The following is a 12,022-nucleotide window of genomic DNA, read 5'->3' as shown; positions in this document are numbered from 1 at the left end:
AGTGGTGAAAATCGATCCGGACTGTGACGACTTTGGCCCGTTTCGAGGGGATACCGACCGGAGAACAGCACATAACGGACATGTTCTGATGTGACGGCTACTTTCCGGACATGAACTTGTTGGTCTCCCGCACGTGAGAGCGCCAACACGACTCGTACACAGGAGTTCTCTCAGTACGCCATGACCTCCTCCCAACCTCTCGATCTGCGCCTGCCGACCCCCGGCTGTTACAACGATCCCGAACGGGCCGGTCTGGACGCCAAGAGCGTCTTCGACGGCATGACCGAGCACCTGTTCTTCACCCTCGGCAAGCTTGCTCCCACCGCCAGCCGCCATGACCTTTACATGGCGCTGAGCTATGCGGTGCGCGATCGCCTGATGATGCGCTACCTCGCCACAACCGAGGCGATGAGAGCCCATCCCCAGAAGTCTGTCGCTTACCTCTCTGCGGAGTTCCTGATCGGGCCCCAGCTGAACAACAACCTGCTGAACCTCGGTATTCAACAGGAAGCCGAAGCAGCGCTTCGGAACTTCGGCATCGAATCCCTCCAGCAGATCCTGGATGTGGAGGAAGAACCGGGCCTCGGCAACGGTGGTTTGGGACGCCTGGCGGCCTGCTACATGGAGTCCCTCGCCAGCTTGAAAATCCCCGCTACGGGCTATGGAATCCGCTACGAGTTCGGCATCTTCGACCAGCTGATCCGCGATGGCTGGCAGGTGGAGATCACCGACAAGTGGCTGAAGGGCGGCTGGCCCTGGGAACTGCCCCAGCCTGATGAAGCCTGCTTCGTTGGCTTCGGTGGACGCACCGAGAGCTACATCGATGACAAGGGCAGCTACCGCTCCCGCTGGATTCCCGCCGAGCACGCCATCGGCATCCCCCATGACGTCCCCGTGCTGGGCTATCGCGTCAACATCTGCGATCGGCTGCGCCTCTGGCGCGCCGATGCCACCGAAAGTTTCGACTTCTATGCCTTCAACATCGGCGACTACTACGGCGCCGTTGAGGAGAAGGTGGGCAGCGAAACCCTCTCCAAGGTGCTGTACCCCAACGACGGCACTGACGAAGGTCGCCGTCTGCGTCTGAAGCAGCAGCACTTCTTCGTGAGCTGCTCCCTGCAGGACATGCTGCGCAGCCTCGACAATCGCGGATTACCCGTTGAGGACTTCCCCAAGTACTGGACCGTTCAGCTCAACGACACCCACCCCGCCATCGCCGTGGCGGAGCTAATGCGTCTGCTGATCGACGACCGCCACATGGATTGGGACAAGGCCTGGGACATCACCTCCCGTTCCGTCGCTTACACCAACCACACCCTTCTGCCGGAGGCCCTGGAAAAGTGGGATCTGAATTTGTTCAGCAGCCTGCTGCCCCGCCACCTGGAGCTGATCTACGAGATCAACCGTCGGTTCCTCCAGCAGCTGCGTCTGCGTTACCCCGGCAACGACGCCATCCAGCGCAAGCTGTCGATCATCGATGAAGACGGCAGCAAGGCTGTGCGCATGGCCCACCTGGCCACCATCGGTGCCCACCACGTGAATGGCGTGGCGGCGCTGCACTCCGATCTGGTCAAGACCGACCTGCTGCCGGAATTTGCTGAACTCTGGCCCGAGAAGTTCACCAACGTGACCAACGGCGTCACCCCCCGTCGCTGGGTGGCCCTGGCCAACCCCGAGCTGTCCACCCTGCTCAACGAGCACATCGGCGAGGACTGGATCTCCAACATGGAGAACCTGCGCAAGCTGGAGGAACGCCAGAACGACCAGGGCTTCCTTGAGCACTGGGGCAACACCAAGCTGTCCGTGAAGCGCAAGCTGGCCAGCTACATCCATCGCAACACCGGTGTGCTGGTGGATCCCTCCACATTGTTCGACGTGCAGGTGAAGCGCATCCACGAGTACAAGCGCCAGCACCTCAACGTGCTGCAGGTGATCACCCAGTACCTGCGGATCAAGAACGGCCAGGCCGACGGCATGGCACCCCGCACCGTGATCTTCGGCGGCAAGGCAGCTCCCGGCTACTACATGGCCAAACTGATCATCCGCTTCATCAACGGCATCGCCGAGACCGTCAACGCCGACCCCGATATGGACGGCCGCCTGCGGGTGGTGTTCCTCCCGGATTACAACGTGAAGCTCGGCGAGCAGGTCTACCCCGCCTCCGACCTCTCCGAGCAGATCTCCACCGCCGGCAAAGAAGCTTCCGGCACCGGCAACATGAAGTTCGCCATGAACGGCGCCCTCACCATCGGGACGCTGGATGGGGCCAACGTGGAGATCCGCGAGCTGGTGGGAGCGGAGAACTTCTTCCTGTTCGGCAAGACCGTGGAGGAGATCAACGATCTCAAGCGAAGCGGCTACAACCCCGGCGCATTCATCAACGCCATGCCAGAGCTGCAGGAAGCACTGCGCTTGATCGAGATGGGCCACTTCAGCAATGGCGACAGCGAACTGTTCCGTCCGCTGCTGGACAACCTCACCGGTCACGATCCGTTCTTCGTGATGGCTGACTTCGCCGACTACCTGCGGGCCCAGGAGGCCGTCAGCCTCGCCTGGACCGATCGCATGCACTGGAACCGCATGTCGCTGCTGAACACCGCCCGCACTGGGTTCTTCTCCTCTGACCGATCCATCGGCGAATACTGCGAGAACATCTGGAACGTCGGTCCCCTCAACGTCGACATCACCTGCGATGTCCGCTGATTAGCGATCTGTCGCTGGTCATCAACCTCGGCAGTTCCAGCCTCAAGGCGGCCCTGGTGGATTCCACCGGGGCTACGCCCTGGCACAGGAGCCGCAGTGTGGCTGCGGATGAATCCCTCGAAACAGTGCTGAACAGCTGGCTAGCCCCGGCTCTTGAACCCCATCGTCAGCAGGTATCCCTGATTGGTCATCGCGTGGTGCATGGCGGCGAGCGCTTCACTGCCCCCACCCGGATCACACCGGAGGTGGAAGCCACCCTGGCGGAGCTGATACCTCTGGCGCCGCTGCACAATCCACCGGCGTTGAAGGGATTGGCCTGGGCCCGTCACTGGGCCCCGGAGCTGCCGCAGTGGGCTTGTTTCGACACCGCCTTCCACAGCAGCCTGCCTGCTGCTGCTCATACCTATGCCATACCAAGCGAGTTCAGGAACAAGGGCTTCCGTCGCTTCAGTTTCCACGGGATCAACCATCAGCACGTCTCGGAAACAGTCGCTGCTCAATGTCGTAAACAGGGCAAGAATCCATCACAGCTGCGGCTGATCAGCGCTCACCTCGGAGCAGGGGCCTCGCTGGCAGCGGTCAAAGGGGGGCGTTGCATCGACACCACCATGGGATTTACCCCCCTGGAAGGGCTGGTGATGGCCACCCGATCCGGCAACGTCGACCCCGGACTCCTGCTCGAACTGATGCGGGAGGGCTACAGCGAAGACCAGATCGCCACGATTCTGCAAAAGGAATCAGGCCTAAAGGGACTGTCCGGCCTCAGCGGTGACATGCGAACCATTCGCGAAGCTGCTGCAAACGGTCACAACGGGGCCATTCGAGCTTTGGATGTGTTTCGGCACAGGCTGCTGCAGCTGCTTGGGGCGATGGCAGCGAGCCTCGGCGGTGTCGACGTGCTGGCGCTAACCGGTGGAATCGGCGAGCACGACAAACAGCTCAAGCTAGAGCTGGAGAAAGCCTTGTCCTGGTGGGGGGATTTTTTGACCGTTGTGATCCCAGAAGATGAGGAGGGCATGATTGCTCGCCTCTGTCAGCGACACAGCGAGACGCCTGCTTCAGCTGCGGTCGGGTAAGTCCGGAGTCTGGTGCAGCAGGCGGTTCAACCGCAGACGATCAACGTTAAGTGGATCGGGAGCAAGCTCACCGGCAAGTTCACGGAACTTCTGTTCGATCTCTTCAGGAACACGCACATCAAACACGCGCTCCATCAGAGCTTCGATTGAAAACAGGTGGGCGTTGATGTTCTCCAGATCCGCCATGGCCTGTTGAAGACCATCACTGGACTCTTCCGCTGAAGCTGCCGGACCCCTGGCATTGGCCGCAGCCTGATCCTGCTGCTGACGAGCACTCTGCTGTTTCTGCAGATCTTCCAGAACACGTCCAGACAGAGTCCGGAAGGACTGGAGAGCAGCCCAGTTCAACTCCTGCTGCTGACGCAGGGTGGGGAACTCGCGGATCAGCCGGTCATGCTCCCGGTAAAACCGTTGACAGTCCGGGCATTGACAGGGCTCTTCCGGCACCGCAGTCCCTCGATCTCATCTCACACTATGCCACCCATCAAGCAGCCAGGGGTCCGTGCTCGCCCTCTGCACCCTTGTCGTCGTCCTCGATGGTGCCTGGCAGGGGAATCTCAATCGACGACACAACGCCAATCACATCCCGTAGTCGCATCGAATCCGCAAACCAGCCCATGGCCTGTTCCGTATCACCACGACGCTCGGCATCGCTCGCTTGATCCTCATGGGCCTCAGCCAGCAATGCAAGCCAGCACAGGCATCGGGCCTGCACCACAGAGAGATCGAGATCTGTGGGCTGGGTGTCTGCAATGCGCTCGCTTTCCTGCTGCACAAGAAGGCGCAGTCGGAGGTCGTGAAGCTGGGTCATGGCTCCCACCCGGTTGCTGAAACCCTAGCGGTGGAGGACGGTCTGCCCACCCCACCAGATGTAGCGGCGACTACCGATATCGGCGCTCCTGACGGGGCTGGCGGGACTCGAACCCACGACCTACGGTTTAGGAAACCGTTGCTCTATCCGGCTGAGCTACAGCCCCCGATCTGCCTCGATTATGCCCGCGAGTCATGATATGGGCTGAAAGCAGGCGAGGTGGTTGCGGTCGATCTCTTTGAGTGTCGGCTGAGGAAAGTCCGGGCTCCCTGATGGCCAGGCTTGCTGGGTAACGCCCAGTGCGGGTGACCGTGAGGAGAGTGCCACAGAAACACACCGCCGATGGCCCCGTGGGGCTTCCCCCAGGCACAGGCAAGGGTGCAAAGGTGCGGTAAGAGCGCACCAGCAGCATCGAGAGGTGCTGGCTCGGTAAACCCCGGCTGGGAGCAAGGCCAAGGAACGACGGCTGGCCATTGGCCCCGTTCCGTCTAAACGCGCCGCTCGAGGCCGTCGGTAACGGCGGTCCCAGATAGATAGCCACCCACCCTCTTCGGAGGCGTGAACAGAACCCGGCTTATGTCCTGCTTTCACCCCCATTTCCGTGGACCAAGCGCGTCGTGACTCTCTGAAGAGCCTGATCAAGCGGCTAGGCCTGGAGGACATGGACAGCCCGTCCCTCCTTCTGGAGGTGGAACGTGCCATGACCCATACCTCGAGCGGACGAACCGACCACAACGAGCGGCTTGAGTTCCTCGGCGATGCGGTGCTGCGTCTTGCGGCAACGCTTTATCTCGACCGCCACCATCCCGGTTTAACCGTGGGAGATAGCTCAAGCCTTCGCGCCCAGCTCGTGAGTGATCGCTGGCTGGCGGAGCTGGGGGAAGCGATCGACATTGAAAGCTGCCTGATCCTCGGGGTCAAAGCGCTGGGTGATGCAGCTGCTCGAACAACGATTCGCGCTGATGCCACCGAAGCACTGATCGGAGCTCTCTACAAAGTCAGCGGCAGCCTTGAGCCGATCCTGGGTTGGCTCACCCCCCACTGGCAACGCACCAGTGCTGACGTGCTGGCAGCACCCCATCGCTTCAACGGCAAGACCACGCTGCAGGAGTGGAGCCAGGGTCAGGGACTGGGACTCCCGGAGTACAGCACGGAAGAACGGAGCCAAGTACATGGCGATCCGCAGCGATTCCGCAGCACGGTGCGTGTGGCCAGCAAGGTATTAGCCGAAGGCCACGGACGCTCGCGCAAGGAGGCCGAACAGAACGCTGCGATCGCAGCCGCTCAGACCTTTGCCGGCAACGCCGCTCCGCACTGATCACAGCGGCGGGCATCATCACGGTGTCCTTGCCGGCCGCAGGTGGAGCAGGTGATTCCCCGCTGCTTCTGCTGATGACGGACCCCTGAAACCGTGAGCAACCCGGTGGGGATCGCAATGATGCCGAAACCCAGCATCATCACCACGGAGGCCAGCAAGCGTCCAAGAGCCGTCTGGGGAACAAGATCCCCGTAGCCCACTGTGGTCATCGTGACGATGGCCCAGTACACCCCGTTCGACACAGTCTGGAACTGGGAGTCCGGTTTGCCACTTTCGATCACAAAAATGAAGTACCCCAGCACCACCTGCAACAGGAAAACAAAAAACAGGTAGACGCAGATTGTGCGGGCACTGCCCCGCAACGCCTGCCCGAGCACGCGAGCTTCATCAATGAATTTGAGCAGCTTGAACACCCGCAGGATGCGCCCGAACTTGAACACCCAGAGCAGCAGTTCACTGCGGATCTGCGGCACGAAGAAAAACAGCACCGCTGAGGCGTCAATCACCCCGTAGAAGCTGAACAGATATCGCCGCGGTTGCTCCACCAAGAGCAGGTGCAGAATGAAGTCGGCCGCAAACACAGCCAGACAGATGTTCTGGGCCACATCGATCCAGAGCACATTGGTCTGACGCAGGGCCGAATTTCCCAGAGGGTCCGGCTCCAGCAGCAAGGCCAGAACGCTGAGCAGGATCGCCCCGAAAATCAAGACGTTGTAGAGCTTGCCTGCGGGAGTGGTTGCCTCCAGCACCGTGGAGCGCAGGCGTTGGCGCAGGCTGCGATCCGACGCCATCGATTAGGCGGGCTGCAGGTCCTTCAACCGCATCGTCACCAGCTTGTCCCAGTTGCCCCCTTCGAACAGCACGGCAGCACGATCGCCGCTGATGCGCTGCACGAAACCGGTGTAACCGTTGTAGATCGAGGTCACGTCCTGGACCGTGACCGTGGCGCCCGGAAGAATCGGTGCAGCAGCAGACGCCATGGCTCGGGCGAGGTCAGTTCTGGCGTCATTATCAATGGAGCACCCCCCGAACGCATGGTCGAGAGCGAAGACTGGCTGATCGTCGGCAAGCTGGTGGGCGCTCAGGGGCTGCAGGGTGAACTGCGGGTGAACCCCGCCAGCGATTTCCCGGAACGCTTCACCACCCCTGGCAGCCGTTGGCTGCGGGGACGCAAGGGCGGAGAACCCAAGGAAGTTCAACTCAAGAAAGGACGCCAGCTTCCGGGCAAGTCGTTGTTCATCTTGCGCCTGGAGGGCATCGACAGCCGCGATGCAGCAGAGGCGCTGGTGGGTCAGGAGCTGCTGGTGCCCGCCAGCGATCGCCCCGAGCTTGAGGAAGGCGAATTCCATCTGTTGGATCTTGTTGGTCTGGAGGCCCGCTTGCACGCCGACGAGCCCGCCATCGGAGTCGTGACCGACCTGATCAGTGGTGGCAACGATCTGCTGGAGCTGAAGACATCCGCAGGTCGAACGCTGCTGATTCCCTTTGTGGAATCGATCGTGCCTGAGGTGCATCTTGAGAAGGGCTGGTTGCTGCTCACCCCGCCGCCTGGACTGCTGGATCTCTGAGCCCATCGACAGAAGGTCCCAGCCCAGGCGATTCTTAGGACCAATCAACGATGCACAGTGTGGCCAGCACCCCTCTGATCCCTGTGATCCTCTGCGGCGGGACCGGCACGCGACTGTGGCCCCTGTCCCGCGCCAGTTACCCGAAGCAGTACTGGCCCCTCAGCGGGGAGGGTGATGCCACCTTGATGCAGCAGACCCAACAGCGGCTGGAGGGTCTCAATGGCCTCGAGGCACCGTTGCTGATCTGCAATGAAGACCATCGCTTCATCGTGGCCGAGCAGATGCGGCAGATCGGCGTTGAACCCAACGCCATCCTGCTGGAACCAATGGGGCGGAACACGGCGCCGGCGGTCACGGTGGCAGCGCTGCAGGCCACAGCTGGGGGGCAGGACCCATTGCTGCTGGTACTGGCGGCCGACCACTTGATCCGCGATGCGAAGCAATTCCGCCAGGCGGTGGATGCCGGTAGATCCGCTGCAGAGGCCGGTCGCTTGGTGACCTTCGGGATCGTTCCTACTGCTCCGGAAACCGGCTACGGCTACATCGAGGCGGCCGAACCCTTCAGCGGCGGATCCCTGCGTGAGGTGCCGATCGCCCGCTTCGTGGAAAAACCGGACCGGGCCACCGCAGAGCAGTTCCTGGCCACGGGCCGCTTCACCTGGAACAGCGGCATGTTCCTGTTCAGGGCCAGCGCCATGCTGGCGGAGCTGGAGCGCCTGGCACCGGAGGTGGTGAGCTGTTGCCGTGCCGCCCTTGAACAGGACGCCGCAGATCTCGACTTTCTGCGATTGGAGCGGGAAGCCTTCGCCAAGTGCCCCAACGTGGCCATTGATGTGGCGGTAATGGAGAAGACGGAGCTGGGTTCGGTGCTGCCGTTGGATGCCGGCTGGAGTGACGTGGGCAGCTGGAGTGCGCTCTGGGAAACCGCCGACCGTGACGTTGACGGCAACGTGCTGCAGGGGCGGGTGATCAACAAGGGCAGTCGCAACTGCTATCTGCGCAGCGAACACCGCCTGGTGGTGGGTCTTGGCGTGGAGAACCTTGTGGTGGTGGAAACGGACGATGCAGTGCTGATTGCCGATCGCTCCAAGGCCCAGGAGATCAAATCGGTGGTCAAGCAACTGGAGGCGGATGGCAGCCCGGAAGGCAAGGCCCACCGCAAGATCTATCGCCCCTGGGGTGCCTACACCGGCGTCACCGAGGGCAACCGCTGGCAGGTGAAGCGCATTTCCGTGAACCCCGGCTCCAGCCTGTCACTGCAGATGCACCATCACCGGGCTGAGCACTGGGTGGTGGTGAAAGGCACGGCCCTTGTAGAACGCGATGGCGACCAGCAACTCGTGGGTGAAAACCAGAGCACCTATATCCCTATGGGCTGCAAACACCGCCTGTCCAACCCCGGGCGCATCCCCGTGGAGTTGATTGAAGTGCAGAGCGGTGAATACCTCGGCGAAGACGACATCGTGCGCTTTGAAGACCGCTACGGCCGCAGCGATCAGCGCATCCCCGTCCAGTCCTGAAACCAACCCTGACGGCGAAACCAAAGCACCTGGGTCAGAGAGATCAGACCCATGGCAACCATGCAGAGGACATAGCCGTAGGGCCACTCCAGCTCCGGCATGTTCCAGGGGGACACCTCCGGATCGAAATTCATGCCGTACACACCGGCGATGAACGTCAACGGCACAAAAATGCTTGAGATCACCGTGAGCACCTTCATCACCTGATTCATACGGTTGCTGATGCTGGCCATGTAGCTGGCGGTCACGCCATCGCACTGGTGCCGCAGCACTTCAGCGGTTTCGAACACCACATCCACGTGGGTGCTCACCTCCCGGAAACCGCGAACGGCTTCTCGATCCAGCAGTCGTTTGCCCTGCCGGACCAACACAATCAGCTGGCTGCGCAGGGGCCACACCACGGTTCGAACCCGGCGCAGGTCGGAGCGGATGTCGTAGGCCTGTCACAGCAGCCGCGGCGTGGGCCGTCGCAACGACGCCTCCTCAAGCTGATCCAGTTCCTCGGCGAGATCCTCCAACAGCGGCAGCACCTCATCCAGGAGGAAGAAAAAGATGTCGTCGAGCAGGGCACGATCCGGCGAATCCGGCAGCTTCACCAACCACTCGGTGAATTCCGGGAAGGCCATCCGGCGCGGCACTTCCTCAACGGTAAGTACCAGATTCGGCATCAGCACCACACCCACCTGCTCGCTGATCACCCGGCCGCTGGCCCCCATGCTGAGGCGATGGGTCACCACCTGAAGCACATCTCCAACGGCATCCACCCGCGTGCGCTGAGGCGTTTCCACCAACACCGGCTGGAGATCATCAGGGACCCGCAGCATTGACATCACCTGAGCCAGCAATCCAGGACTCCCCAGTCCCTTGATCCGTACCCACAGCGGCTCTCCTTGCTGAAGCAGATCCTGCAATTGCTCCAGCGTTAAGTCCAGATGGGTGCTGACACCGTCTGGTCTGAAGAGAAGTGCGGAAAGGCCCGTCGGTGCAAGACCGCCATGAACGAACAAGGGCCCAGGCAGATCGCCCGGTCGTTCACTCAACCGCCGCGGCTTGACCGCATTGCTGCTGCGACGGACCTGTCGGGCCATGGGATCCGCCGACTCAAATCACTCCACGGTCACACTCTTAGCCAGATTGCGAGGTTGGTCCACATCCAGGCCCCGATGGGCTGCGATGTGATAACTCAACAGCTGCATGGGCACCACCGTCAGCAACGGGCTCAGCCACTCGCTCACCTCGGGCACAGGCAAGAGGTCATCAAACAGCGCCGTGTCAGGTCCCTCAGGCGCCACACCGATCAAGCGTGCATCGCGGGCCTTGGCCTCCTGGGCGTTGCTGAGCACTTTCTCGAACACCGTTCCCGGCACCGCGATCGACACGACCGGCACGTGGGCATCCAACAGAGCAATCGGACCGTGCTTCATTTCACCGGCCGGATAGCCCTCGGCATGGATGTAGCTGATTTCTTTCAGCTTGAGGGCTCCCTCCAGCGCGATGGGGTAGTTGATGCCCCGACCGAGGAAGATCACGTCCTGGGTTTCGGCAAAGCGATGGGCCAGGGCTTCCGAGCGCTGGTCATGAAGTGACACCAGCTCCTGCAGCTGCTGAGGAAGCATCCGCAATTCATCCGCCAGCGTCTGGATTTCAGCGGCTGAACGACTGCCACTGCGCGTCGCGAAGGCCATCGCCAGACCATAGAAAGCCAACAGCTGTCCCGTGAAAGTTTTAGTGGCCGCCACGCCCACTTCAACTCCGGCACCGATGTCCAGGATGTGAGGAACTTGACGGGAGAGTGAACTCTCCGGACGGTTGGTCACCCCCAGCTGGCGCGAGGCATAGGCCGGGTCGGGGTGGGCGCAACGGCGCTGGGCCTCCATCGCCAAAGCCGCCAGGGTGTCGGCCGTTTCCCCGGATTGGGTGACACCAATGGTGAGGGTGTTGGGGGCCAGCGGCGGCGGCGCGTATCGGAATTCACTGGCGTAGTGAACGGCCGTGGGCAATCCTGCGAATTGCTCCAGCAGATGGGCACCCACCAGAGCCGCATGGCGACTGGTGCCGCAAGCCAGGATCTCGATCCGTTCGATACCGGCGTAGAAGGCTTCGTCAAACGGCAAGGCCACAGGCATCGATGCCGGCAGCCCCTCAGGCAGATGGCGTGACACCCACAACGCCGCCGTCTCGGGCTGCTCGTGGATCTCCTTGAGCATGAAATGGCGGAACTCCCGCTTGTCCGCCACGTGATCCGTCCCCGTCAGCAGGGTCGGCATCCGCTGTTGACGCACGCCCTCGCCGTCGTAGAGCTCCACTCCCAGGGGCGACAACAAAGCCACCTCGCCGTCCTCCATCGGCAGGATCGTGCGGGTGAAACCAGCCAGAGCCGGTGTATCGCTGGCACAGAGGAATTCACCCTCGCCCAGGCCGATCAACAAGGGGGCAGCCCGGCGGGCGACCACCAAAGCGCCGGGAGCCTTCTCCCAGATCACTGCAAGGGCATAGGCACCCTGCAACTGAGGCAGCACCGTCTGCACGGCCTGAAGCAGGGTGGAACCGCTGGGCTGTTCACCGTTCTGAAGGCGTCGGTGGAGTTCAGCGGACACCAGATGGGGAATCACCTCGGTGTCGGTCTCCGACTGGAATTCCACCCCGGAGGCTTCAAGACCATCCCGGAGCTGCCGGTGGTTTTCGATGATGCCGTTCTGCACCACCGCCACCCCGCCATCGACACTTCGGTGAGGGTGGGCATTGCGCTCCTCAGGCTTGCCATGGGTGGCCCAACGCGTGTGGCCGATGCCGCACTGCCCGGGGGCCCCCAGAGCCTCCACTCGCTGACTGAGGTTGACGAGCTTGCCTTTGGCCCGCAGGCAGGTGAGCTGTCCCTGGCTGGTCACCGTCGCCAAGCCAGCCGAGTCGTAACCCCGGTACTCCAGTTGCCGCAAACCTTCGAGCAACTGTGGTGCTGCAGGCTGGGATCCCACGAGGGCGACGATTCCACACATAAAAAAAGCCCAGCACAAGCCGGGCCGAGC

Annotated in this window: 12 protein-coding genes, 1 tRNA gene and 1 other RNA gene; 6 read left to right on the top strand and 8 right to left on the bottom strand. The window is 62.0% G+C overall.

Features of this window, described 5'->3' with window-relative positions:
- Positions 1 to 180 precede the first annotated feature (180 nt).
- Both TX72_RS00785 and TX72_RS00780 read left to right on the top strand, forming a co-directional pair.
- Positions 181 to 2,703: a glycogen/starch/alpha-glucan phosphorylase gene (locus TX72_RS00785; RefSeq protein WP_011127032.1), complete on the top strand. Its 2,523-nt coding sequence runs from the start codon at positions 181 to 183 to the stop codon at positions 2,701 to 2,703.
- Positions 2,704 to 2,759: 56 nt separating this feature from the next.
- Positions 2,760 to 3,779: an acetate/propionate family kinase gene (locus TX72_RS00780; protein ID WP_011127031.1), complete on the top strand. Its 1,020-nt coding sequence runs from the start codon at positions 2,760 to 2,762 to the stop codon at positions 3,777 to 3,779.
- On the opposite strand, the gene TX72_RS00775 is transcribed toward TX72_RS00780, so the two are convergent.
- The 3 genes from TX72_RS00775 to TX72_RS00765 all read right to left on the bottom strand — a co-directional run bounded on the left by TX72_RS00775 (position 3,762) and on the right by TX72_RS00765 (position 4,756).
- Positions 3,762 to 4,226: a DUF8661 family protein gene (locus TX72_RS00775; protein ID WP_011127030.1), complete on the bottom strand. Its 465-nt coding sequence runs from the start codon at positions 4,224 to 4,226 to the stop codon at positions 3,762 to 3,764. The two genes, TX72_RS00780 and TX72_RS00775, sit on opposite strands and share 18 nt — an antisense overlap.
- 37 nt (positions 4,227 to 4,263) lie before the next feature.
- On the bottom strand, positions 4,264 to 4,590 hold the full coding sequence (locus tag TX72_RS00770) for a DUF8670 family protein (protein WP_011127029.1): 327 nt from the start codon (positions 4,588 to 4,590) through the stop codon (positions 4,264 to 4,266).
- A 92-nt stretch (positions 4,591 to 4,682) separates the two neighbouring features.
- Positions 4,683 to 4,756, bottom strand: a tRNA-Arg gene (locus TX72_RS00765).
- Between the two features lie 40 nt (positions 4,757 to 4,796).
- On the opposite strand from TX72_RS00765, the gene rnpB reads away from it, so the two are divergent.
- Positions 4,797 to 5,183, top strand: an RNA gene (gene rnpB / locus TX72_RS12910) — RNase P RNA component class A.
- Between the two features lie 8 nt (positions 5,184 to 5,191).
- Positions 5,192 to 5,908 (top strand): ribonuclease III, encoded by a 717-nt coding sequence (gene rnc / locus TX72_RS00760; RefSeq protein WP_011127028.1) that lies wholly within the window; start codon positions 5,192 to 5,194, stop codon positions 5,906 to 5,908.
- On the opposite strand, the gene TX72_RS00755 is transcribed toward rnc, so the two are convergent.
- Both TX72_RS00755 and TX72_RS00750 read right to left on the bottom strand, forming a co-directional pair.
- The gene (locus TX72_RS00755; protein ID WP_011127027.1) at positions 5,875 to 6,699 is read right to left on the bottom strand and encodes an ion transporter; all 825 of its coding nucleotides are present in this window, start codon (positions 6,697 to 6,699) and stop codon (positions 5,875 to 5,877) included. The two genes, rnc and TX72_RS00755, sit on opposite strands and share 34 nt — an antisense overlap.
- Positions 6,700 to 6,702: 3 nt before the next feature.
- On the bottom strand, positions 6,703 to 6,888 hold the full coding sequence (locus tag TX72_RS00750) for an NAD(P)H dehydrogenase subunit NdhS (protein ID WP_011127026.1): 186 nt from the start codon (positions 6,886 to 6,888) through the stop codon (positions 6,703 to 6,705).
- A 54-nt stretch (positions 6,889 to 6,942) separates the two neighbouring features.
- On the opposite strand from TX72_RS00750, the gene rimM reads away from it, so the two are divergent.
- Together rimM and TX72_RS00740 are read left to right on the top strand one after the other, a co-directional pair.
- Positions 6,943 to 7,476 carry a ribosome maturation factor RimM gene (rimM, locus tag TX72_RS00745; protein ID WP_011127025.1) on the top strand — a complete coding sequence of 178 codons (534 nt, stop codon included), beginning with the start codon at positions 6,943 to 6,945 and terminating at the stop codon, positions 7,474 to 7,476.
- Positions 7,477 to 7,526: 50 nt separating this feature from the next.
- Positions 7,527 to 8,996 carry a mannose-1-phosphate guanylyltransferase/mannose-6-phosphate isomerase gene (locus tag TX72_RS00740; RefSeq protein ID WP_011127024.1) on the top strand — a complete coding sequence of 490 codons (1,470 nt, stop codon included), beginning with the start codon at positions 7,527 to 7,529 and terminating at the stop codon, positions 8,994 to 8,996.
- Here TX72_RS00740 and TX72_RS13680 read toward each other — a convergent pair.
- From TX72_RS13680 to glmS, 3 genes are read right to left on the bottom strand one after another with little or no spacing between them, the layout of a single operon-like run.
- A complete protein-coding gene (locus TX72_RS13680; RefSeq protein ID WP_148228735.1) occupies positions 8,972 to 9,427 on the bottom strand; it encodes a CorA family divalent cation transporter in 456 nt (151 codons plus the stop codon). The genes TX72_RS00740 and TX72_RS13680 overlap by 25 nt on opposite strands.
- Before the next feature lie 12 nt (positions 9,428 to 9,439).
- Positions 9,440 to 10,084, bottom strand: a complete 645-nt coding sequence (locus TX72_RS13675) for a magnesium transporter CorA family protein (RefSeq protein WP_011127022.1) — start codon at positions 10,082 to 10,084, stop codon at positions 9,440 to 9,442.
- 18 nt (positions 10,085 to 10,102) lie between these two features.
- A complete protein-coding gene (glmS, locus tag TX72_RS00730; RefSeq protein ID WP_011127021.1) occupies positions 10,103 to 11,992 on the bottom strand; it encodes a glutamine--fructose-6-phosphate transaminase (isomerizing) in 1,890 nt (629 codons plus the stop codon).
- Between the last annotated feature and the right edge of the window lie 30 nt (positions 11,993 to 12,022).

The sequence above is a fragment of the Parasynechococcus marenigrum WH 8102 genome (genome assembly GCF_000195975.1).
GTDB classification, from domain to species: domain Bacteria; phylum Cyanobacteriota; class Cyanobacteriia; order PCC-6307; family Cyanobiaceae; genus Parasynechococcus; species Parasynechococcus marisnigri.
The sequence above is the reverse complement of the archived record's forward strand: the minus strand, read 5'-3'. Positions and strand labels throughout refer to the sequence as shown.

What these genes read in the sequence shown, in the direction of transcription:
- TX72_RS00785 (WP_011127032.1), top strand. Translation starts at nt 181, where the DNA reads ATGACCTCCTCCCAACCTCTCGATCTGCGCCTGCCGACCCCCGGCTGT.
- TX72_RS00770 (WP_011127029.1), bottom strand. Translation starts at nt 4,590, where the DNA reads ATGACCCAGCTTCACGACCTCCGACTGCGCCTTCTTGTGCAGCAGGAA.
- TX72_RS00755 (WP_011127027.1), bottom strand. Translation starts at nt 6,699, where the DNA reads ATGGCGTCGGATCGCAGCCTGCGCCAACGCCTGCGCTCCACGGTGCTG.
- TX72_RS00750 (WP_011127026.1), bottom strand. Translation starts at nt 6,888, where the DNA reads ATGGCGTCTGCTGCTGCACCGATTCTTCCGGGCGCCACGGTCACGGTC.
- rimM (WP_011127025.1), top strand. Translation starts at nt 6,943, where the DNA reads ATGGTCGAGAGCGAAGACTGGCTGATCGTCGGCAAGCTGGTGGGCGCT.
- TX72_RS00740 (WP_011127024.1), top strand. Translation starts at nt 7,527, where the DNA reads ATGCACAGTGTGGCCAGCACCCCTCTGATCCCTGTGATCCTCTGCGGC.
- TX72_RS13675 (WP_011127022.1), bottom strand. Translation starts at nt 10,084, where the DNA reads ATGGCCCGACAGGTCCGTCGCAGCAGCAATGCGGTCAAGCCGCGGCGG.
- glmS (WP_011127021.1), bottom strand. Translation starts at nt 11,992, where the DNA reads ATGTGTGGAATCGTCGCCCTCGTGGGATCCCAGCCTGCAGCACCACAG.